The sequence below is a fragment of the Pedococcus dokdonensis genome (genome assembly GCF_900104525.1).
GTDB classification, from domain to species: domain Bacteria; phylum Actinomycetota; class Actinomycetes; order Actinomycetales; family Dermatophilaceae; genus Pedococcus; species Pedococcus dokdonensis.
This window is the reverse complement of sequence record NZ_LT629711.1, coordinates 478,088-499,402: the sequence shown is the minus strand read 5'-3', so window position 1 is coordinate 499,402 and position 21,315 is coordinate 478,088. Positions and strand designations below refer to the sequence as shown.

Annotated in this window: 18 protein-coding genes; 5 read left to right on the top strand and 13 right to left on the bottom strand. The window is 71.5% G+C overall.

All coding sequences use genetic code 11. The features are described 5' to 3' along the window. Position 1: 1 nt before the first annotated feature. From truB to rimP, 6 genes are all read right to left on the bottom strand, one after another. A complete protein-coding gene (truB, locus tag BLQ34_RS02505) occupies positions 2-916 on the bottom strand; it encodes a tRNA pseudouridine(55) synthase TruB (RefSeq protein ID WP_091781039.1) in 915 nt (304 codons plus the stop codon). Further along, positions 903-1,421: a 30S ribosome-binding factor RbfA gene (gene rbfA, locus BLQ34_RS02500; RefSeq protein WP_091781036.1), complete on the bottom strand. Its 519-nt coding sequence runs from the start codon at positions 1,419-1,421 to the stop codon at positions 903-905. Before rbfA ends, truB begins: the two co-directional genes overlap by 14 nt. 997 nt (positions 1,422-2,418) lie before the next feature. Then, entirely contained in the window at positions 2,419-5,271 is a 2,853-nt protein-coding gene (gene infB, locus BLQ34_RS02495; protein ID WP_091781034.1) for a translation initiation factor IF-2, read from the bottom strand. A gap of 186 nt (positions 5,272-5,457) precedes the next feature. Then, positions 5,458-5,715: a YlxR family protein gene (locus tag BLQ34_RS19195; RefSeq protein ID WP_269457340.1), complete on the bottom strand. Its 258-nt coding sequence runs from the start codon at positions 5,713-5,715 to the stop codon at positions 5,458-5,460. Between the two features lie 95 nt (positions 5,716-5,810). After that, the gene (gene nusA, locus BLQ34_RS02485; RefSeq protein ID WP_091781029.1) at positions 5,811-6,959 is read right to left on the bottom strand and encodes a transcription termination factor NusA; all 1,149 of its coding nucleotides are present in this window, start codon (positions 6,957-6,959) and stop codon (positions 5,811-5,813) included. Position 6,960: 1 nt separating this feature from the next. After that, positions 6,961-7,491 (bottom strand): ribosome maturation factor RimP, encoded by a 531-nt coding sequence (rimP, locus tag BLQ34_RS02480; RefSeq protein WP_197674759.1) that lies wholly within the window; start codon positions 7,489-7,491, stop codon positions 6,961-6,963. 101 nt (positions 7,492-7,592) lie between these two features. On the opposite strand from rimP, the gene BLQ34_RS02475 reads away from it, so the two are divergent. Both BLQ34_RS02475 and BLQ34_RS02470 read left to right on the top strand, forming a co-directional pair. Continuing rightward, a complete protein-coding gene (locus BLQ34_RS02475; protein WP_091781023.1) occupies positions 7,593-8,648 on the top strand; it encodes a DUF4439 domain-containing protein in 1,056 nt (351 codons plus the stop codon). 10 nt (positions 8,649-8,658) lie between these two features. Then, positions 8,659-9,603, top strand: coding sequence for an aminoglycoside phosphotransferase family protein (locus tag BLQ34_RS02470; protein ID WP_091781020.1), 945 nt, complete (start codon positions 8,659-8,661; stop codon positions 9,601-9,603). A gap of 3 nt (positions 9,604-9,606) precedes the next feature. Here BLQ34_RS02470 and BLQ34_RS02465 read toward each other — a convergent pair whose 3' ends face one another. Both BLQ34_RS02465 and BLQ34_RS02460 read right to left on the bottom strand, forming a co-directional pair. Then, positions 9,607-10,308 carry a response regulator gene (locus BLQ34_RS02465; protein WP_091781017.1) on the bottom strand — a complete coding sequence of 234 codons (702 nt, stop codon included), beginning with the start codon at positions 10,306-10,308 and terminating at the stop codon, positions 9,607-9,609. After that, a complete protein-coding gene (locus BLQ34_RS02460) occupies positions 10,301-11,911 on the bottom strand; it encodes a sensor histidine kinase (protein ID WP_231961406.1) in 1,611 nt (536 codons plus the stop codon). Before BLQ34_RS02460 ends, BLQ34_RS02465 begins: the two co-directional genes overlap by 8 nt. 161 nt (positions 11,912-12,072) lie before the next feature. Here BLQ34_RS02460 and BLQ34_RS02455 point away from each other — a divergent pair, with 161 nt between their 5' ends. Continuing rightward, a complete protein-coding gene (locus tag BLQ34_RS02455) occupies positions 12,073-13,443 on the top strand; it encodes a cation:dicarboxylate symporter family transporter (protein WP_091781011.1) in 1,371 nt (456 codons plus the stop codon). A 74-nt stretch (positions 13,444-13,517) separates the two neighbouring features. Here BLQ34_RS02455 and BLQ34_RS02450 read toward each other — a convergent pair whose 3' ends face one another. The 5 genes from BLQ34_RS02450 to BLQ34_RS02430 form a co-directional block, all read right to left on the bottom strand. Beyond that, a complete protein-coding gene (locus tag BLQ34_RS02450; protein ID WP_091781008.1) occupies positions 13,518-14,957 on the bottom strand; it encodes a WS/DGAT/MGAT family O-acyltransferase in 1,440 nt (479 codons plus the stop codon). Beyond that, the gene (locus BLQ34_RS02445) at positions 14,945-17,143 is read right to left on the bottom strand and encodes a molybdopterin-dependent oxidoreductase (protein ID WP_091781005.1); all 2,199 of its coding nucleotides are present in this window, start codon (positions 17,141-17,143) and stop codon (positions 14,945-14,947) included. The genes BLQ34_RS02450 and BLQ34_RS02445 overlap by 13 nt, the downstream gene beginning before the upstream one ends. Beyond that, positions 17,140-18,117: an alpha/beta fold hydrolase gene (locus BLQ34_RS02440; protein WP_091781002.1), complete on the bottom strand. Its 978-nt coding sequence runs from the start codon at positions 18,115-18,117 to the stop codon at positions 17,140-17,142. Before BLQ34_RS02440 ends, BLQ34_RS02445 begins: the two co-directional genes overlap by 4 nt. A 139-nt stretch (positions 18,118-18,256) precedes the next feature. Continuing rightward, positions 18,257-19,042 (bottom strand): YqjF family protein, encoded by a 786-nt coding sequence (locus BLQ34_RS02435; protein WP_231961405.1) that lies wholly within the window; start codon positions 19,040-19,042, stop codon positions 18,257-18,259. Further along, entirely contained in the window at positions 19,039-19,383 is a 345-nt protein-coding gene (locus BLQ34_RS02430) for an FAD-dependent oxidoreductase (RefSeq protein ID WP_091780999.1), read from the bottom strand. The genes BLQ34_RS02435 and BLQ34_RS02430 overlap by 4 nt, the downstream gene beginning before the upstream one ends. Before the next feature lie 133 nt (positions 19,384-19,516). On the opposite strand from BLQ34_RS02430, the gene BLQ34_RS02425 reads away from it, so the two are divergent. After that, on the top strand, positions 19,517-20,083 hold the full coding sequence (locus tag BLQ34_RS02425) for a GNAT family N-acetyltransferase (protein WP_197674758.1): 567 nt from the start codon (positions 19,517-19,519) through the stop codon (positions 20,081-20,083). A gap of 156 nt (positions 20,084-20,239) precedes the next feature. Further along, a complete protein-coding gene (locus tag BLQ34_RS02420) occupies positions 20,240-21,271 on the top strand; it encodes a Fic family protein (RefSeq protein WP_231961404.1) in 1,032 nt (343 codons plus the stop codon). The last annotated feature ends 44 nt before the right edge of the window (positions 21,272-21,315 follow it).

The window sequence follows — 21,315 nt, the reverse complement described above, 5'->3', positions numbered from 1 at the left end:
TCTACGAACCGGCCGGGGCGAACACGACGTGCGGCCTGGCTTTGTGACCGGACTCATCCAGCAGCGCGACCAGCCGGCCGTCGGGCGCGAAGGCAGCCACCGGCTCGGTGCGACCCTGCTGGGCCGAGTCGACCCGCTGGCCGTAGCCGAGCGCGGTGCTCTCCTCGGCGGTCAGCTCACGGACCGCGAACTGCGCGCGCGCGGAGTCCGCGAGCGGGGTCACCGGCAGCTGCTCCGGCTCGTCCAGCTCGGCGAGCGCCTCGAGACCGTGCGCCTCGGCCAGCGTGAAGGCGCCCACCCGGGTGCGACGCAACGCGGTGAGGTGACCGCCCACCCCGAGCGCGGCTCCCAGGTCGCGGGCCAGCGCGCGGACGTAGGTGCCGGAGCTCACCGTCACCTCGACGTCGACGTCGAGCACCGGTATGCCGTCCACGTCACCGCTGCGGGTGCCGAGGACCTCGAACCTGCTCACCGTGACCGGACGGGCCGGCAGGTCGACGTCCTCGCCGGCCCGCACCCGGTGGTAGGAGCGTTCACCCTTGACCTTGATCGCCGACACCGAGCTCGGGACCTGCTGGATCTCGCCGGTGAGGTCGCGGACGGCGGCGGTGAGCTGCGCTGGGGTGACGCCGTCGGCAGCCGTCGCCGCGGTGACCTCACCCTCCGCGTCGTCGGTGACGGTCGTCTGGCCCAGCCGGACCGTCGCCGTGTAGTCCTTGTCGCAGCCGACCAGGAAGGTCAGCAGCCTGGTGGCCCGCCCGATCCCGAGCACCAGCACCCCGGTCGCCATCGGGTCGAGCGTGCCGGCGTGGCCGACCTTGCGGGTGCCGCAGAGCCGCCGCGCCCGGCCGACCACGTCGTGGCTGGTCCAGCCGGCCGGCTTGTCGACGACGAGCAGGCCGTCAGGCGCGGGCATCCGTGCCGGTGTCCTCGTCGGCGTTCTCGTCGGCGTTCTCGTCGGCGTCCTCGTCGGCGTGGTCGCTGTCGGCGGCCGCCTGGGCCTCGTCCGGCTTGCGGTAGGGGTCGGCCTCGCCGGCGTACTTCGCACCGGCGGCGGACGCGGCCACCGCCTCGTCGCGCTCCTTGGCCTCGCGCAGGAGGTCCTCGAGGTGCGCGGCGGTCTCGGGGATCGCGTCGGCGAAGAAGTCGAGGCTCGGGGTGAGCCGGATCTGGATCTGCCCGCCCACGAACGAGCGGAGCCGACCCTTGTTCTGCTCGAGCAGCGCGGCGGTCTTGGCACGCTGCGCCTCGTCGCCGAACACGGTGTAGAAGACCGAGGCGTGCTGCAGGTCGCCCGTCACCCGCACGTCGGTGATGGTGATGAAGCCCAGGTCGGGGTCCTTGACGATCGACTCGACGTTCGCGGCGATCAGGGTCTTGATGCGGTCGGCGATCTTGCGGGCACGTCCGGCGTCAGCCATGGCGTCCTCCTGTGCTGGGCGGTGCGGATGGGCAGGTCGGAGCCGGCTCGACGACCAGCCCCGCGACCGGTTCCACCCTAGTCAGCCACCAGCCCGCTGCCGCACCGCGCCCTGCCTCCCCCGACTTCTGGCCACCCCCGACCTCCGACCACACCCGACTTCTGGCCACCCATGCCCGATCAGACCGGGTCCCCAGCCCCGACATGCGGCACCGCTGGCCAGAAGTGCCGACCACACCCGACTTCTGGCCACCCATGCCCGATCAGACCGGGTCCCCAGCCCCGACATGGGGCACCGCTGGCCAGAAGTGCCGACCTCCCCCGACTTCTGGCCACCCATGCCCGATCAGACCGGGTTCCCAGCCCCGATATGGGGCACCGCTGGCCAGAAGTGCCGACCACCCCCGACCTCCGACCTCCCCGACTTCTGGCCACCCATGCCCGATCAGACCGGGTCCCCAGCCCCGACATGGGGCACCGCTGGCCAGAAGTGCCGACCTCCCCCGACTTCTGGCCACCCATGCCCGATCAGACCGGGTCCCCAGCCCCGACATGGGGCACCGCTGGCCAGAAGTGCCGACCTCCCCCGACTTCTGGCCACCCATGCCCCATCAGACCGGGTTCCCAGCCCCGATATGGGGCACCGCTGGCCAGAAGTGCCGACCACCCCCGACTCCTGGCCACCCATGCCCGATCAGACCGGGTCTCCAGCCCCGTCATGCGGCACCGCTGGCCAGAAGTGCCGTCCTCCCCCGACTTCTGGCCACCCATGCCCGATCAGACCGGGTCTCCAGCCCCGTCATGCGGCACCGCTGGCCAGAAGTGCCGTCCTCCCCCGACTTCTGGCCACCCATGCCCGATCAGACCGGGTTCCCAGCCCCGACATGCGGCACCGCTGGCCAGAAGTCGGGGAGCACGGGAAGGGCCCGCACCCCAGCCCTCGGAGGAGCTGGCGGTGCGGGCCCTGCCGACCACGCGGCATACCTGCTGGTCGTGCGTCAGTCGCGCGGCTTCTCGCGCATCTCGGACGTCGCGATGAGGTCACCGATCTGGAGGTCGTTGAACGACCCCAGGTTGATGCCGCACTCGAAGCCCTCGCGGACCTCGGTGACGTCGTCCTTGAAGCGGCGCAGACCGGCGATCTCGACGTTCTCCGCCACGACCACGCCGTCGCGGGTGATCCGCGCCCGGGTGCCGCGCTTGATCTCGCCGCTGCGGACGATCGAGCCGGCGATGTTGCCGAACTTGCTGGAGCGGAAGATCTCGCGGATCTCGGCGGTGCCGAGCTCCACCTCCTCGAACTCCGGCTTGAGCATGCCCTTGAGCGCTGCCTCGATCTCCTCGATGGCCTGGTAGATCACCGAGTAGTAGCGGATCTCGACGCCCTCGCGGTCGGCGTAGTCGGCGTTCTGACCCTCGGCGCGCACGTTGAACCCGATGATCACGGCGTTGGACGCCATGGCCAGGTTGATGTTGTTCATCGTGATCGCACCGACGCCGCGGTCGATGATCCGCAGGTCGACCTCGTCGCCCACGTCGATCTGCAGCAGGGCGTCCTCGAGCGCCTCGACCGAACCCGACACGTCACCCTTGAGGATGAGGTTGAGGGTCTCGACCTTGCCCGCGGCGAGCGCCTCGGTGAGGTCCTCGAGCGAGATGCGCTTGCGGGCCTTGGCCAGCGAGGCCTGCCGGTCCGCGGCTTCGCGACGCTCGGCGATCTGACGGGCCGTGCGGTCGTCGGGGGCCACCACGAAGGTGTCACCGGCGCGCGGCACGGAGGACAGACCGAGGACCTGCACCGGTCGGGACGGACCCGCCTCGGTGAGGTTGTTGCCGTGCTCGTCGAGCATCGCGCGGACGCGGCCGTAGGCCGAGCCCGTGACGATGGCGTCACCGACGTGCAGCGTGCCCGACTGGACCAGCACCGTCGCGGTCGCACCACGGCCGCGGTCGAGGTTGGCCTCGATTGCGACACCACGGGCGTCCTTGTCGGCGTTGGCCCGCAGGTCGAGCGCGGCGTCCGCGGTGAGCAGGACGGCCTCGAGCAGCGAGTCGATGTTCTGGCCGGCCTTGGCCGACACGTCGACGAACATCGTCTCGCCGCCGTACTCCTCGGCGACGAGGTTGTACTCGGTCAGCTGCTGGCGCACCTTGGCCGGGTTGGCGCCGTCGACGTCGATCTTGTTGACGGCGACGACGATCGGCACGTCGGCGGCCTGCATGTGGTTGAGCGCCTCGATGGTCTGCGGCATCACACCGTCGTCGGCGGCGACCACGAGGATCGCGATGTCGGTCACCTTGGCACCACGAGCACGCATGGCGGTGAACGCCTCGTGACCCGGGGTGTCGATGAAGGTGATCGCGCGGTCGACGCCCTCGTGCTCACGGTGCACCTGGTAGGCACCGATGTGCTGGGTGATGCCACCGGCCTCGCCCGCGACGACGTCCTCGTTGCGGATGGCGTCGAGCAGGCGGGTCTTTCCGTGGTCGACGTGGCCGACGACGGTGACGACGGGCGGCCGCGGCTGCAGGTCGTCGTCGTCCTCACCCTCGATGCCGGTCTCGAGGTCGATGTTGAAGGAGTCGAAGAGCTCCTTCTCCTCCTCCTCCGGCGAGACCACCTGGATGTCGTAGCCGAGCTCGGCGCCGAGCACCTTGAAGGTGTCCTCGTCGAGGGACTGCGTCGCGGTCGCCATCTCACCGAGGTGGAACAGCACCGTCACCAGCGAGGCCGGGTTGGCGTTGATCTTGTCGGCGAAGTCGGTCAGCGACGACCCGCGGCGCACGCGGATGGTCGTGGACCCGTCGCCGCGGGGGACGGTGACGCCACCCAGCGACGGAGCCTGCATCTGCTCGAACTCCTGGCGCTTCGCGCGCTTGGACTTGCGGCCGCGCACGGGTCGGCCGCCACCGCGGCCGAAGGCACCGGCGGTGGAGCCACGACCGGCACCACCACGGAAGCCACCGCCACCGGGGCGACCGGCGAAACCGCCGCCACCGCCGGGGCCACCGGGGCCACCGGGTCCGCGACCGCCGGCACCGCCGGGGCCACCGGGCCCACGGCCGCCGCCGCGGGCGGGACGCTCACCGGGACGGCCGACCGCGCTGCGGTCGGGCATCATGCCGGGGCTGGGGCGCGGCCCACCGGGACGGGGACCACCGGCACCACCGGTGCCACCGGGCCGCGGACCAGCGCCGCCGGGACGGCTCTGCGGACGCGGCATGCCCTGGCTGGGCGCGAACGGGTTGTTGCCCGGGCGGGCGCCGCCCTGGCCACCCTCACGGGGAGCACCTTCGCGCGGAGCGCCCTCACGGGTGCCGCCGTCGCGACCGGTGCGCATGCCCTGGCTGGGGGCGAAGGGGTTGTTGCCCGGACGCGGTGCGCCGGGACGCGGTGCGCTGCCGGGGTGTGGGGACGCCGGGACACCGGGACCCTGCTGGCCGCCGTCACGCGCGGACTGGACGTCCGCCCGGGCGGCAGGCGCCTCGGGGACAGCCGGCGCCGGAGTAGGTGCCGGGGTCGCCGCAGCGGCCGGCGCTGTGGCGGCCGGAGCCTCGGGGGCCGGGGTGGGTGCGGCAGCAGGAGCCGCCGCGGGTGCGGTCGGCTCGGCTGCCTTGGCCGGGCCGGGCGCCGCCGGAGCGGGTGCAGCGGCCGGCTTGGGAGCAGCCTTCTTGGCCGGGGCCTTCTTCAGGTCCTCCGGGAAGGTCTCGGTCGCCTTGCGGACGACCGGGGCCTCGATGGTCGAGCTGGCGGTCTTGACGTACTCGCCGATGCTGTTGAGGTGGGCGATCAGCGTCTTGCTGTCGGTGCCGAGCTCTTTCGCGAGCGCGCTTACACGGACCTTTGCCACGTTTCTCCTGTTCCTGGTCCGCAGTCAGGTGACAGGGCGGACCGTCGTTAAAGCTGGGGGGAGCTCATTGCTGAGTTCTCATCGGGTGCTCATCAGCGTCAAACCCGCTTTCGGTTTTCCAGGGCGACCGGCGGTCGCCGTGGAGTGGACGGTCCCTCGTGGTGAGGGGGATTGCGTGCGTGCTGCCTAGCTCGTGGTCCGGCGCAGGCCCTCGACGTATGCCGTGACGGCTGCCGGATCCGGGGCGGCGCCGACACGCAGCGCGCGACCGAACGCCCGGCGGCGCAGGGCCTGCTCGAGACAGTCGCCCGTGGGGTGCAGCCATGCGCCGCGCCCCGGCAGGCGACGCCGCGGGTCGGGACTCAGTCGGATCACTCCGGTCTCGTCCGTCTCCGCGACCACTCGCAGGAGTGCCGACCAGCTATCCGTCCTGCGGCACCCCACACACGTCCGGGTGGGTTGCCCGTGCGAGATGTGGACGGTCGTGCTCGATGCCACTGGCCGGAGTCCAGTCCGGTCGGTCCCCACCAGTCTAGCCCCTACTGTCGGCCGGCTGCGTCACCAGCACCTGCTGCGGGGGTCCCGGCCGGGTCCGCGGAGGGGTCCTGGGACGAGCCGTCCGCAGCAGGAGAGCCCGGCGTGTCGGCACCGACCGTGTCGGGCCGGATGTCGATCCGCCAGCCGGTCAGCTTGGCGGCCAACCGGGCGTTCTGGCCTTCCTTCCCGATGGCCAGCGACAGCTGGTAGTCGGGGACGACCACCCGAGCAGACCGCAGCGTCTGGTCGACGATCGTCACGGACTGCACCCGCGAGGGCGACAGAGCGGCCGCCACGAAGGTCCGCGGGTCGTCGGAGTAGTCGACGATGTCGATCTTCTCGCCGTGCAGCTCGGTCATCACGGCCCGCACCCTGGCCCCCATCGGCCCGATGCAGGCGCCCTTGGCGTTCAGCCCGGCCACCTTGGAGTGGACCGCGATCTTGGTGCGGTGCCCGGCCTCGCGAGCCAGCGCTGCGATCTCGACCGAACCGTCGGCGATCTCGGGCACCTCGAGGGCGAACAGCTTGCGCACGAGGTTGGGGTGGGTGCGCGAGAGCCCGATCTGCGGCCCCTTGGGCCCCCGCCGAACCGACACCACGAAGCAGCGCAGCCGCTCGCCGTGCACGTAGCGCTCCCCCGGCACCTGCTCGGCGAGCGGCAGGATCCCCTCGACGGTGCCGAAGTCGACCGTGACGACGCGAGGGTCGGGACTCTGCTGGATGACCCCGGCCACGACGTCGCCCTCGCGACCCTTGAAGTCGCCCATGATCGCGTCGTCCTCGAGGTCGCGCAGCCGCTGGACGATGACCTGGCGCGCGGTGGCGGCGGCGATCCGGCCGAAACCCGTCGGGGTGTCGTCGAACTCCGGGCCGTACTCACGCGCGACGCGCTCGACCGGCGCGGCGGGTGCGTCCGGGTCGGCGTCGTCGTCGGGCTGGACAGGGGTCGGCTCGGGCTGCTCGAGCTCCTCCTTGGCCCACACGACGACGTGCCCGGACTTGCGGTCGAGCTCGACCCGCGCGTTGCGGTAGGCGCCGTCGGTGCGGTGGTAGGCGACGAGGAGGGCCTGCTCGATGGCGGGGATGAGGATGTCGAGGGAGATGTCGCGCTCGCGCTCGAGGGCCCTCAGTGCGGCCAGGTCGATGTCCATGTCAGTGCTCCTCAGCGTTGTCGTCGTCAGTGGGCCGCGAGAACTCGACCTGGACCACGGCCCGGGCCACGTCGGCATACCCGAGCTCGACCGACCGGGCCGGCTCCTTCTTGGCGGCGGGCACCTCGAGGGTGACCCTGCTGTCGTCGGCAGCGGTGATCCGCCCGGTGACGGCCGGGCCGTCGACGGGGGTGAGGGTCACCAGCCGCGACACGTTGCGACGGAAGTGGCGGGGCTCGGTCAACGGCCGGTCGATGCCGGGCGAACCGACCTCGAGCGTGTAGGGCTGCTCGCCCATGGCGCCCGACTCGTCCAAGGCGTCACTCACGGCTCGGGTGGCGTCGGCCACCTCGTCGAGGGTCAGCGGCGGGGTGGCGGCAGTCGTCGCAGCAGCGTCGTCGAGGACCCGGTCGATCCAGATGCGGACGAGGCGGCGCTTGCCTGCGGGGGTCACGGCCACGTCCTCGACCAGCAGCCCGAGGTCGCGCAACGGCGCCTCGACGGCGGGACGAATCTGTTCCTTGACGCTCACTGACTCGTCCTCTCTGAAGTTCTGGTGGTCGTGCCCGGCCACTCTATCGGCGCCGCCAGCGGGCCGCATGCCCGCACCAGCGCCCGTGCCAGAATCGGCGCATGTCCACGGCCGACCCCGGTATGCCGCCGCGCCCGACCCGGCGCGGTGTCCTGTCCGTGGGTGTCGGGCTGGGCCTGGGATCCGTTGCGGCGATGGCCTTGTCCGCGTGCGGAATCCGACTGGAGGACGATGCCCCGAGAGTGCCGTTGATCCCGACCCGCGCGCCGATCCCGGGTGAGTCCTTCCTGCTCGCGTTGTGGCAGCACTCGACCGATCTCGCCGATCGCGCCGCGTCGCTCGGAGGTGCCGGCACCGGTCTCCCGGCCCGGCTGGCCGCCCTGCACCGTCGCCAGTCGACCGTCCTGCAGGCCGAGCTGCTGCGCCTCGGCGTCCCCCAGAAGATCCTGGACGAGGCCTCCGCGGCTCCGCCGACCACGGCGACCGGGACGTCGACCACCAGCCCGGGCGTCACGGCGCCGTCCACCGGCAGCCCGGCCCCGACCGCGACCGGTCGCGCGACCGCCTCCGCGCCGACGACCGGGCCCAAGGCACTGGCGGCCGAGGAGGCCAGCGACCTCGGTCCGACGGCGATCGCGTCGCTCGCCTCCGTGCCGGACGCCGCGGTGCCGCTGATCGGCAGCGTCCTGGCCCAGCGCTCTGCCGCTGCCAACCTCCTCGGGACGCCGGTCACCTGGCCGGAGCCGGCCTGGTCGGCGCCCTCGCTGGCGGCGTCCTACCTCGAGAGCACGCGCGCCGCGGTCTACGCCTTCGAGGTGGTGGCGGCCCAGTCCACGTCCGGGGCCCAACAGACCCTGGCCCGCGCGACCCTGGCCACCCTCGAGGCGCGCGCCAGCGAGCAGGAGACCCTGGCGGGCGCCACGGCCGAGCCACCGGCCCTGGGCTACCCACTGCCCTTCCAGGTGACCACGCCGGCGGCCGCGCGCAAGCTCGCCGTGCAGGTGGTGACCGACCTGCGGGCCTCGGTGGCCCGCGACCTCGGCTCGGCCAACGGCGACCTCGGTCCCCTGGGCGCCCTCGTGCAGTGGCTCGGAGACACCGAGGTGCTGGCTTCCCGGTGGGGCGTGCCGCTGGCCCCGTTCCCGGGTCTGTCGTGACCGGCGCCGGATGACTCGGGTCGAGGACGCGGCCGAGCTGGTCCCACCGGAGTTCCGCGCGTCCGTGCAGCGGTTCTCGGCCGACGACGGCGCCGTCGGCGGACCGTCGGGTGCCGACTGGTCGGCTCAGCTGCCCAGGCGGCTGGCCGAGGTGCTCGACGACTGGGGCCTGGAGCCCCTCGGCATCGGCCACACCGGCTGGACCGCGGTGGTCGTGCCGGTACGCCGTGACGGCCAGCCGCTCGCGCTCAAGCTCGTCTGGCCCCACGTCGAGGCCCGCGACGAGGCCTTGGTGCTGCGCCACTGGGACGGGCGTGGAGCCGTGCGGCTCGTCGCGGCGGACCCTTCCCGGGGCGCCCTGCTCCTCGAGCAGCTCGACCCCTCACGGGACCTGCGCACCCTCGACGTCGACCAGGCGTGCGAGGTCGTCGGTGGCCTGCTGCGCCAGCTGCACGTGCCGGCCCCGCCCGGCCTGCGGCCGCTGTCGACCTTCGCACGGGAGCAGCTCTCGCGGCTCGAGTCCACCGAGGGCGCACTCCCACGGCGCATGCTGGCGCGGACGGCCGGGCTCGTGCACGAGCTCACCGCCGACGAGTCGTGCGATGCGACCCTCGTGCACACCGACCTGCACTACGAGAACGTCCTGGCCAGCCTCCCCGGCTCCGGGCGACCTGAGTGGCTCGCGATCGACCCGCACGCCATGGCCGGTCACCCCGGCTTCGAGGTGCAGCCCTTGCTGCGCAACCGAACCGACGAGCTCGGCACGGGTTCGACACTGCGCTACCTGGTCCGGCGACGGCTCGAGATCTGTTGCGAGGCAGCGGCAGTCGACGAGGACGAGGCGCTGGCATGGACCTACGTCCACACGGCGATGCAAGCGGGGTGGGCGGCTCGGGACGGCGACCGCGACGCCCTGTCGTTCAACATCGCGCTCCTCAAGGCACTCGACGGCTGACCGTCAGTCGGCCCAGCGGTACTCCACCTCGGGGCGACCCGCCCCGGCATACCTCGGGGTGCGCACGGCGAGCCGGCTGTCGGAGAGGTGCTCGGCATAGCGCCGTGCGGTGACCCGGCTGACCCCCAGCGTCTCGGCGAGCTCACTCGCCGACATCCCGGTGCCCGAGTCGCGCAGCACCCTGGTGACCTTGGCGAGCAGGTCCTCGCCCATCCCCTTCGGCAGCGCGACGGGCGTGCTGGTGCGCACGCCGGCCACGACCTGGTCGACCTCGGCCTGGGTGGCCAGCTCGTGCGCGTCGCGCAGCTGGTCGCGGTAGGTGCGGTATCCCTCCAGCCGGTCACGCAGGGTGGCGAAGACGAACGGCTTGAGGAGGTACTGCACCACGCCGAGCGACACCGCTGCGCGGACGACGTCGAGGTCGCGCGCCGACGTCACGGCGATGACGTCTGCGCGGTGGCCCCCGGCCCGCATGGCCCGGATGACGTCCAGGCCGTGCCGGTCGGGCAGGTTCATGTCGAGGAGCACCACGTCGACCTCCGCCGACTGGAGGGCGCGCAGCGCTTCCTGGCTGGTGGCGGCGGTCGCCGCCACCACGAAGCCGGGAACGCGACCGACGTATGCCGCGTGCGCCTCGAGCGCGACCGGCTCGTCCTCGACGACGAGCACCTTGAGCGGGGTGACCTGGGTCCCGTGGTCAGACATGGCTGTTCGCCTCCAACGGCAGCCGCACGGTGAAGCACGCCCCCGGCGGTCCGGAGACGTCCATCTCTCCCCCGAGCCGGGCCACCGACTGCGCCACCAGGGCGAGCCCGATGCCGCGCCGCCCGGCACGGCCCTGCTCCTTGGTGGAGAAGCCCCGGCGGAACGCCTCGTCGACCGCGTCCGGCGGCAGGCCGGGACCGGAGTCGGCGACACTCAGCACGACGTGGTGGTCCTCCACCCGCGAGGAGACGACGACACGGCGCTCGGCCGCCTCGGCCGTCACCGCATCGAAGGCGTTGTCGATGAGGTTGCCGACGATCGTCACCACGTCGCGCACCGGGGTGGTGTCCTCCGGCCAGGAGGCGTCCTCGGCGATCTGGAAGTCGATGCCACGTTCGGCTGCCTGCGCCGCCTTGCCGAGCAGGAGTGCGGCCAGGGCAGGCTCCCCCACCGAACCGACCACGGTGTCGGTGAGCCGCTGGGACACCTGCAGCTCGTCGGTGGCGAACGCCAGGGCGCGCTCGGGATGGCCGAGCTCGATGAGCGACACGATCGCGTGGAGCCGGTTCGAGGACTCGTGCGCCTGGGAGCGCAGCGCCTCGGTGAGTCCGCGGGCCGAGTCGAGCTCACCGGTGAGGTGCTCGAGGTCGGTGCGGTCGCGCACCGTCGCGACGAACCCCAGCGGGCGGCCGTCCCACTGCGCCCGGGCCTTGTTCAGCACCAGCACCCGAGCTGACGTGACGTGCAGCTCGTCCTCGCGCGGCGCCCCGTCGGTGAGTGCGGCCACCAACGGAGCGGACAACCCGAGCTCGGCGACGGGACGGCCGAGCGCGTCGTCAGGGAGGCCCAGCAGGCGCACCGCCTCGTCGTTGGCGAGCCGCAGCCGCCCGTCGAGATCGGTGAGCAGCAGCCCCTCGGTGACCGCGTGCAGCACGGCGTCGTAGTACTCGACCATCTCGCGCAGCTGCCGCTCGCCGAGACCGTGGGTCTGGCGCCGGATCCGCCGGCTGACCAGCGCGGTGCCGAGGCCCGAGAGCAGGGCGGCGGCGAGCCCGGCCAGCAGCAGCGCCGGCAGCTGGCCACGCAGCCGCTCGCTGACCGCCGTCTTGCGGATGCCGACCGCGACCAGGCCGACGACCGTGCCCGCGTCGTCGGTGACCGGCACGACGACACGCCGCGACGGCCCCAGCGTGCCGGTGTAGTCCTCGACCACCGTGCCGCCCCGCTGGGCCGCTGCGACGTGGCCGATGAACTGCCGGCCGATCTGGGCGGGATCGGGATGCGTGTAGCGGATTCCCGCCGGACTCATCACGACGACGAAGTCGGTGCGCGTCTCGGTGCGCACGTCCTCGGCGAAGGCCTGCAGCTCCGGGCCCGGTGCACCGCTGCGGACGCCGGCGACGACGGACGGCGTGCTGGCGACGGTCTCCGCGACCGCGGTGGCTCGGGCCGTCGCCTCCTGGGTGCCGGCCCGCTGGGCCTGCGCGTACGCCGCAGCCGTGCCCACCCCGACCACGAGGAGTGCGACCAGCACCTGCAGCGCGAAGGTCTGCGCCGCCACGCTCCACCGCCCCGGTGCGGCGAGCCACCGAGGTGCGCTCATCGGCATACCGGGGCAAACTGCACGCCGACCCCCGACGCGACGTGCGGTCGCGCGCAGAACTCAATGAACACAAACGTGACCCTAGTCACTCCGGGGCCCACCCTCGTCCTTGTTCACCTGTCCCGGGCCGCACCCGGGACCCGATCCCCCTGGAGAGCACCGTGAGCACCAGCGCCGACAGCGTCGTCGACCGCCCCGCACCGAAGCGGGACCGCACGCACTACCTCTACATCGCCGTCATCGCGGCGATGGTCCTCGGCATCATCGTCGGGTTCGTCTTCCCCGACTTCGGCGTCAAGCTCAAGTGGCTCGGCACCGGCTTCGTCAACCTCATCAAGATGATGATCACCCCCGTCATCTTCTGCACGATCGTCCTCGGTATCGGCTCGGTCAGGAAGGCCGCCCAGGTCGGCAAGGTCGGTGGGCTCGCACTGGGCTACTTCATCACCATGTCGACCTTCGCCCTGGCCATCGGCCTGCTCGTGGGCAACCTCGTGAAGCCGGGCGCCGGCCTGCACCTCACCAAGGAGCTCGCGGCCAGCGGCCAGAAGCAGGTCGGCGAGGAGCACACCACCACGGTGGACTTCATCCTGGGCCTGATCCCCGACACGCTCGTGTCGTCGCTGACCTCCGGCTCGGTGCTCCAGGCGCTCCTCGTGGCGCTGCTCGTGGGCTTCGCGCTGCAGAAGATGGGGCGCGCCGGCGAACCGATCCTGGCCGGCATCAAGCACTTCGAGCGGCTCGTGTTCCGGCTGATGGCGATGATCATGTATGCCGCCCCGATCGGCGCGTTCGGCGCCATGGCGGCCGTCGTGGGCGCCACGGGACTGGACGCCCTGAAGAGCCTCGCCCAGGTGATGATCGCGTTCTACATCACGTGTGCACTGTTCGTGTTCGTGGTGCTCGGGACGATCCTCAAGGTGTTCACCGGCGTCAACGTCTTCTCGCTGCTGAAGTACCTCGGCCGCGAGTTCCTGCTGATCCTGTCGACGTCGTCGTCGGAGTCGGCGCTGCCGCGGCTGATCGCCAAGATGGAGCACGCCGGGGTGTCTCGTCCGGTCGTCGGCATCACGGTCCCGACCGGCTACTCGTTCAACCTCGACGGCACCGCGATCTACCTGACGATGGCCTCGCTGTTCATCGCCGACGCGCTGGACAAGCCGTTCTCGATCGGTCAGCAGATCTCGTTGCTGGTGTTCATGATCATCGCGTCGAAGGGTGCCGCCGGGGTGACCGGAGCGGGCCTCGCGACGCTGGCCGGCGGCCTGCAGTCGCACCGCCCCGACCTGGTCGACGGCGTCGGCTTCATCGTCGGCATCGACCGGATGATGAGCGAGGCGCGGGCGCTGACCAACTTCGCCGGCAACTCGATCGCGACGGTGCTGATCGGGCACTGGGTGGGTGAGCTCGATCGGCCCAGGCTCGACGCGGTGCTGGCCGGTGACCTGCCCTTCGACGAGGCGAGCATGGTGGACGACGACGAACAACCCGACCTCGTCGGCGACCCGGACTCGGTGACGCTGGGCCACTGAGGAGCCGGCCACCCCGGCCCCCAGCTGAGTGAGCGCGATCCGCGTCTCCTGTCACACGGAGACGCGGATCGCGCTCACTGGCGCGAGGGCTGGGCAGGATCCGGCACGGCGACCGGCGCGTCAGCTGCGGCCGCGACGAGCTCGTCGAAGCCGGCGCGGATGCCGTCGGTGATCAGCTCGACGTCGGGGAAGCTGTCGAAGTCGGCCGTCACCCCGAAGCTGAAGGTGTCGAGGTAGGAGAAGATCCCGGTCGCGACGCGCACCCCGGCGAACACCGGCACGTAGGGGTGCGACTCCACCAGGCGGCGCCCCAGCAGGTAGAGGGGGATGCGCGGGCCGGGGACGTTCGTGGTGCCGGTCTGGGTGAGTCGGTTGGGCATCCGTGACATCGAACGGGCGCCCAGCGCCAGCAGCGTGGGCGCGGCGTAGTCGGCGAGCCCGACGATGGCGGCCGCGTCGACGGCGCCCATCCCCCGCTTGTTGCGGTCCATCTGCTCGCGGATCAGCTGCAGGCGCCGGACCGGGTCGTCCTCGCCGACCGGCAGGTCGACCACGACGCTGGACACCTGGTTGTTGACCTGGCCCCGGCCGGAGGGCTGCCGCGTGGAGACCGGCACCAGTGAGCGCACCACCAGCTCGGGGGTGAGCTCACCGCGGCCCGCGACCAGGTCGCGGTAGCCACGGGTCACCGCTGCGAGGATCACGTCGTTGACCGTTCCGCCGAGGGCGGTGCGGATGGTCTTCACCTCGGCCATCGATGCGTCGGTCCAGACCCAGCGACGGTTGGGCCCGAGGGGACCGTTGAGGCTCTTCGGCGTCGGCTGCCCCCGGCCCGGCACCAGCTGGGCGATCTGCTGCGGCACCAGCTCCTTGGCTGCGAAGGCCACCCCAGCGAGCGCCTCGGGGATCTTGGCGAAGTCGTCGACGCTCGGTATCCCGATGGCCTGCAACGGTTCCCGCACGGTGTCGATGATCGAGCCAGCCGTGACCTCGAAGGTCGACGGGGCGGGTGACGGGGTCCACTCGGACGGCTCGCGACGCTCCGGCTCGGGCTCGAGGTCGAAGATCACCTGCATGAGGTCGGTGCTGCCCTCGCCGTCGATCATGCAGTGGTGCGCCTTGGAGATCAGCGCCCACCGGTCGCCGGCGAGGCCTTCGACGAGCCAGGCCTCCCACACCGGCTTGGTCATGTCGAGCCGCTGGGCAAAGACCCGGCCGGCGAGGTTGCGGAGCTGCTCGGGGCCGCCCGGCCCGGGCAGGGAGGTGTGGCGCACGTGGTAGAGGATCTGGAAGTGCGGGTCGTCGACCCAGACCGGTCGGCCGAGCTGGAACGGCACGGTCTTGATGACCTGGCGGTAGCGCGGGACGAGGTCGAGCTTGGAGACGAGCAGCCGCACCAGGTCGCCATACGCCGGTGCGGGGCCCTCGAGCACGGAGACGCCCCCGACGTGCATCGGCGTGTTCTCGCCTTCCATGTAGAAGAACATCGCATCCATGGCGCTCATCCGGTCCATGACGGCTCCTCCCTGCGGACGGGCTCGACGGTGACCGGTATGCCGTTCAGGGCGGCCGTGCCGCTGAGTGCGTCGACGAACAGGTCGTCGGCGAGCACGTTGGTGTTGACGCCGGCGTGGGCCGACGCGACCCGCAAGCGGGTGTCCCCGCCCGAGTGACCCCAACCGTGCGGGATGCTCACGACGCCCGGGCGCACCGCACCGGTGACCTCGACGGGCACGGTGACCGACCCGGCCCGGGACCGCACCACGGCGTCGTCACCGTGCCGCAGCCCCAGCCGCTCGGCGTCGTCGGGGTGCACCTGGGCGGTGCAGGTGTTCGACCCGCGCACCAGCGGGGCGAGGTTGTGCATCCACGAGTTGTTCGAGCTCAGCTGCCGCCGCCCGATGAGGACCAGGTGCTCGGAGCCGCTCGGCCCGCGCTCGAGAGCAGCTGCCAGCCGCGGCACGTCGCGGGTGACCGGCTCGGGGGCGAGCTCGATGCGGCCGCTGGGTGTGCGCAGGACCTCCGGCACCCTGGGAGCGAGCGGTCCGAGGTCGACGCCGTGGGGTGCAGCCTCCAGGTCGGCGAGGGTGAGGTCGTGCGGGCCACCACGCAGCATGATGTCGAGCAGTCGGGCCGGCCCTCGTCGCGCGCCAGCCACAGACGGGTCGAGCTGGTAGTGGGCGGCCGTCTGGGCCGCCATGAGGTCGTCCAGCGCGTCGACGTCGGCGTCCGGGCCCTGCCCCGCGGCGATCCCCGCCAGGCGCAGCATCGTCTGCCACTCCTGCGGCTGGTCGGTCGCGAGCACTGCCGGGCTCCAGTTGGCCATGTTGCGCACCGACAGCTGGGTGAAGGTCACGTCGTAGTGGTCGCGCTCGAGCGGCGTCGGGCCCGGCAGGATGACGTCGGCGTGCTGGCTGGTCTCGTTGAGGTAGACGTCGAGCGACACCATCAGGTCGAGGGTCTGCACCGCCTCCCCCAGTCGCTGCGCATTCGGCGTGCTGAGGCACGGGTTGCCGCCGACGACGAACAAGGCGCGCACCTGGCCCGCTCCCGGCGTCAGGATCTCGTCCGCCAGCGTGGCCACAGGCAGCTCGCCCATCACCTCGGGCAGGCCGCGAACGCGACTGTGCCAACGCCCGTGCCGCCAGGCCTTGGGCGGCGAGCTGCCCTGGCGCGCCTGGCTGTTCGTCTGGCCGGCGGCGGCCAGCGGAAACATCGCCCCGCCCTCACGATCGAGGTTTCCGGTGACGACGTTCAGCACGTCGACCAGCCAGCTCGTGAGGGTGCCGAACTCCTGGGTCGTCGTGCCGATCCGGCCGTAGACGGCGGCGCGCTCCGCGCCAGCCAGTTCACGCGCCATACGGGTGGTGTCGGTGGCGGAGATGCCGGTGAGCGGCGCCACCGCCTGCGGGGTGAACGGTGCTGCGAGTGCGGCCAGCTCGTCGAACCCGTTGACGTGCTCGGACAGCCGGCCGAGGTGAGCCAGTCCTTCGTGGAGGATGGTCCGCAGCAGGGCGAAGAGCAGCAACGCGTCGGTGCCCGGCCGGATGGCGTGGTGCTCGTCGGCCGCTTCGGCCGTGCGGGTGCGCTTGGGATCGATGACGACGACCTTGCCGCCGCGTGACCGGATGGCCTTGAGGCGACCCTTGGCATCGGGCACGGTCATGAGGGATCCGTTGGACACCAACGGATTTGCACCGAGGAGCAGCAGGTGTTCGGTGCGATCGAGATCGGGCACCGGGATGGAGAGCGGGTCACCGAAGAGGTAGCCCGACGAGTAGTGTTTGGGGAGCTGGTCGACGCTGCCGGCGGTGTAGATGTTGTGCGTGCCGACGGCCTTGTAGAACGCCCGCCCGTAGAGCGTGACCCCGAGGTTGTGGGAGGACGGGTTGCCCAGGTAGAACGCCACCGACTCGGGCCCGTGCTCGCTGACCAGGGGCACGAGGCGGCGGTGGATCTCGGCGAAGGCTTCGTCCCAGCTGGCTTCGCACCACGCGCCGTCGCGCTTGACCATGGGCCGACGCAGCCGGTCGGGATCCTCGTGCAGCGCCTTGAGCGAGGCGCCCTTGGGGCAGATGAACCCGTGTGAGAACGCGTCGTCAGGGTCGCCCCGCACCTCCGTGACGGTGGCACCGTCCAGGGTCACGGCCAGGCCGCAGGTGGCTTCGCACAGCGGACAGGTGACGTATGCCGTGCTCATGGCAGCGCGGTCCGGCTCGCCCGGTGCGTGAGGTCGTGGGCCGCCAGCCATGGGCCGACACTGGCCAGCACCTCCGCGGGCACCTCGAGCTGTGGGGTGTGGCCGACGCCGGGAAGGAAGCGGGTCGTCCAGGTGGGGTTCTGGGCTGCGACGGCCCGGGCCGCTGCGACGGGCACCAGACGGTCCCGCTCGCCGTGGACGAGGAGCACCGGGCGGTCGATGCCGCGGATCAGGGAGTGATAGCGACGCGGGTTGGCCAACACCTTCATGAGCGAGCGCGCGGCGCCCAGGAAGGCGGCCTCCTGCGCGGGCACTCCACGGCGGTGCGCGGCGAGGACGACCCCGGCGTCGACCACCTGGGCGTTGGCTCGACTCGGGTCGGCGAAGCACAGGTTGACGACGCCCTGGACCCGCTGGCGGTCGGTGAGGCGGCTGGTCATCAGCGCCAGGTAGCGCTCGCCCAGGAAAGGGGTCGCGTAGACGAGGAAGGTCGCGCTGACGGCGAGGTCGGGGCGCACCCGGGGCACGGGCAGGGACGGGTCGACGAGCACCAGCCCGGCCACCAGCTCGGGGTGGGCGGCGGCCAGCAGGAGCGACACCATGCCGCCCATCGAGTTGCCGACGAGCACGACCGGCGAGCCGACGACCTCACGGATGAAGCGCGCCACGAGGTCGGCGTTGGCGTGCACCGAGGACGACTGCGGCGTGCCCGGGGTCAGCCCGAAGCCGGCCTGGTCGACGGCATACACGTGGTGGTGCTCGGACAGCTCAGGGGCGAGCCCGACCCAGTTGAGATGGGACCCGCCCAGGCCGTGCACCATCACGACCGGCACCCCCTGGGTGGCGTCGTCGGCCTCCGGGCCGCCGTAGTCGACCCAGTGCACCGGCCCGCCGAGGTCGCTGACCCAGCCGGTGCCGCCCCAGGGCGCCGCGAGCTGGAGGGGTGCGGGTCCTGCGTCGTGCACTGCTGTCACGTGGCTCTCGCTTCCGGGTCGTCGGCGTGCGTCTCTCACCCTTCCCGGAGACGTGGAAACACGACTTGGTGTCCCACGGCCGACAGTAGGACGCGACCGCACCACCGGCAAGGGCACCGAGGCTCGCGGCAGCGCCCCGTCACGTGAGGCGCTGGGGCATCCCGAACGTCGTGCGCACACCGTCGGAGAACAGCACGCTGGCTGGCGGGGTGGTCCGGGCGACCGCACCGAGGCCGGCGGCCTCCACGAGGTCGTCGTCGAGCTCCACCAGCTCGGCGGAACGCAGTGGCCAGGGTGCGTGCGTGTTCGGGACCCAGAGTGCCCTACCCGCCACCTGGGTGTGCAGGCCGAACCGGGCGGTCAGGAAGTGCTCCAGCGGGCTGGGGTCGAGTCGTCGCCCGCCCGTGCGCACGGTCAGCCGAGAGCTCGGACGGGAGAGCCCGTCCGAGCCGGCACGGGGAAACCGGCGGCTCGTGTAGGTGAGCACGCGGCCGGCGCCACCGCGTGGGGGCCCGTCCTGGTCGCGGACGCGCATGGACGCCCACTGGTAGGGGACGGCGAAGCCCAGCCGGGCGCCGAGCACCACGAGCAGGCGCGAGGCCTCCAACGACAGGAAGGTGACCCCGTGGTGACCGTGGTCGTCCACGCTGTAGACCCGCACGTTGGTCTCCGGGAAGGTCCCGAGCCAGGGCACCGGGCCCCCGCGGCCGATGCCGGCGTCGACCATCCGGAAGGCGATGAGACCGACCCAGGCCGCCCCGTCGAACTCGTCGGGCCGCACCCCGGCCGGGAGCAGCGGCGCGAGCAGTGACGACTCCACGGACCAGTGCAGGAAGGCGACGTCGCGCCACCACTGGCTCATGATCTGGCGCGTGGGCAGTCCGGGTCCCTCGGGGTCGAGCAGCGGTCCCGCAGAGGTGGTCACCGGGTCGCACCCAGGTGGGCGGCCACGGCACGGGCGACCCGTCGGCCGGAGGCCATGGCCCCTTGGATCGAGGAGGTGTCGCGGTGGTCACCCGCGACGAACCGCCCGTCCCCGAGGGCGACGGGACGGCGCAGCGCCAGCGGCGGTGGGACGGCAGGCAGGGCCGCAGCCACGTGGTGACGCACCAGCAGGTCCCACTCCCGGGTCGAGGTCGACCACAGTCGCTCCAGCTCCAGGCGGACGAGGTCCTCGTCGTCCGGTGCAGCCGCCAGGGTGGTGGCCGGCGTCACTGCGCAGGTCAGCCCGGCCAGCCCGGCCCCCACCACCACGACCTCGTGCATAAGCCCACGGTGTCACGAGCGGGGCGGCGCTGCGCGGGTGAGTGGTGAACGCCTCACGCCGTCCTGCGACAGAGGCCCGGGTCGACGTACGGTGACGACGTGACCGACCTGATGATGTGAGGGAGCCGACGACGTGACCGAGGTGACCCGGCTGCACACCGAGAGACTGCTGCTGCGTGAGTGGCGGGACGCGGACCGCGAGCCGTTCGCCGCCCTCAACGACGACCCGGCGGTGATGGAGCACTTTCCCGCGCACCTGACCCGCGAGGCGAGCGACGCGATGGCCGACCAGATCGCGAGCTTCATCGACGAGCACGGCTGGGGCCTGTGGGCGGTCGAGGTCGTGGAGACCGGCGAGTTCGTCGGGTTCACCGGGCTGTCGATCCCGCGGTTCGAGGCGGCGTTCACGCCGTGCGTCGAGGTGGGCTGGCGGCTGGCCAGGTCCGCGTGGGGCAAGGGGTATGCGACGGAGGCCGCCCGCGCGTCCGTGGCGCACGGGTTCGGGCCGCTGGGACTGGACGAGATCGTGGCGATGGTGGTGCCGGGCAACGAGCGCTCGCAGGGCGTGATGCGCAAGCTCGGTATGACGCGTGACGAGACCGCGGACTTCGACCACCCGCTCGTGGTCGAGGGCAGCCCGGTGCGGCGGCACCGCCTCTACCGGCTGACGCGGGAGGACTGGGAGCCCGCGCCACGGTGAGCGACGGCGTGTCGACCTGTAGAACCACCTGACACGTTGCAGAAACGTGTTAAGTTTTCTCTAAATTCCTAACATGTTTTGCGGATGAGTCGAAGGAGTTGACACGTGCCCTGGAATCCTGAGGCCCCGTACAACGACCTACCTGCGTTGCCACCCGTGCACATCGATCTGGAGCCCAGAGCCGTCCTCAAGGCAACTGTCGAGGCCCGCGCCGCTCTCGCCACTCTCGCCCAAGCCGGACACCTGCTCCCCAATCCCAACATCCTCCTCAACGCCCTTCCATTGCTCGAGGCACAGGCCAGCTCTGAGATCGAGAACATCGTCACCACGGCAGACGAGCTGTTCAAGCACGCCGATCTCGGCGGAGGCGATCACGCCACCAAGGAGGCGCTGCGCTACCGAAGCGCCCTGTTCGCCGGCGTGGAATCGATCAGGCAGCGGCCGCTGACAGCAGCTACAGCCGCTCGTATCTGCTCCGAACTGCAGGGAAGGGAGATGGCTGTTCGCGCTGTCCCTGGGACGCGTATCGCCAATCCAACCACGCGCGAGATCGTCTACGCCCCTCCGGAGGGCGCCCCGCTCATCGGCGAAAAGCTGTCAGCCTGGGAGCGCTTCGTCCACGCTGACGACGATCTCGACCCCCTGGTGCGCATGGCAGTGGCCCACTACCAGTTCGAGGCAATCCACCCCTTCCACGACGGAAACGGCCGCACGGGCCGCGTCATCAACATCTTGATGTTGATCGATAAAGGCTTGCTGCAGGACCCGACCCTCTACCTGTCACGGGCCATTATTGCCCGGAAGAACGACTACTACCGACTGCTCAGAGCGGTCACGGCCGACGAAGCGTGGGTCGACTGGATCCTCTACATGCTCGATGTGGTCCGTGAATCGGCAACGTCCACGACTCGAAAGATCGCAGCCATCCGTGCCTGCCAGGAGCACATCGCAGAGCGAGCCCGTGCTGCAACATCGGGTGGACGCGATGCCCAGTTCCTGGCCGTGCTGTTCGAGCAGCCGTACTGCCGGATCAGCACGGTCGTCGAACGATGCGACGTGTCGCGTCAGACCGCCTCCTCGTGGCTGCACTCGCTAGTCGCTGCTGGTCTGCTGCACCAGGTCAAGGTCGGCCGAGAGCTTCTCTTCGTCAACCATGAGTTCATGGAAGTCTTGACGCGATCGGAATGAGAGTTGAGGGTGGCCAGCAGCACGGCCGCCTCCTCCACCCAACA

What these genes read in the sequence shown, in the direction of transcription:
- BLQ34_RS02430 (WP_091780999.1), bottom strand. Translation starts at nt 19,383, where the DNA reads ATGCACGAGGTCGTGGTGGTGGGGGCCGGGCTGGCCGGGCTGACCTGC.
- BLQ34_RS02475 (WP_091781023.1), top strand. Translation starts at nt 7,593, where the DNA reads ATGTCCACGGCCGACCCCGGTATGCCGCCGCGCCCGACCCGGCGCGGT.
- truB (WP_091781039.1), bottom strand. Translation starts at nt 916, where the DNA reads ATGCCCGCGCCTGACGGCCTGCTCGTCGTCGACAAGCCGGCCGGCTGG.
- BLQ34_RS02470 (WP_091781020.1), top strand. Translation starts at nt 8,659, where the DNA reads ATGACTCGGGTCGAGGACGCGGCCGAGCTGGTCCCACCGGAGTTCCGC.
- BLQ34_RS02465 (WP_091781017.1), bottom strand. Translation starts at nt 10,308, where the DNA reads ATGTCTGACCACGGGACCCAGGTCACCCCGCTCAAGGTGCTCGTCGTC.
- nusA (WP_091781029.1), bottom strand. Translation starts at nt 6,959, where the DNA reads ATGGACATCGACCTGGCCGCACTGAGGGCCCTCGAGCGCGAGCGCGAC.
- BLQ34_RS02460 (WP_231961406.1), bottom strand. Translation starts at nt 11,911, where the DNA reads ATGAGCGCACCTCGGTGGCTCGCCGCACCGGGGCGGTGGAGCGTGGCG.
- BLQ34_RS02445 (WP_091781005.1), bottom strand. Translation starts at nt 17,143, where the DNA reads ATGAGCACGGCATACGTCACCTGTCCGCTGTGCGAAGCCACCTGCGGC.
- rbfA (WP_091781036.1), bottom strand. Translation starts at nt 1,421, where the DNA reads ATGGCTGACGCCGGACGTGCCCGCAAGATCGCCGACCGCATCAAGACC.
- BLQ34_RS02450 (WP_091781008.1), bottom strand. Translation starts at nt 14,957, where the DNA reads ATGGACCGGATGAGCGCCATGGATGCGATGTTCTTCTACATGGAAGGC.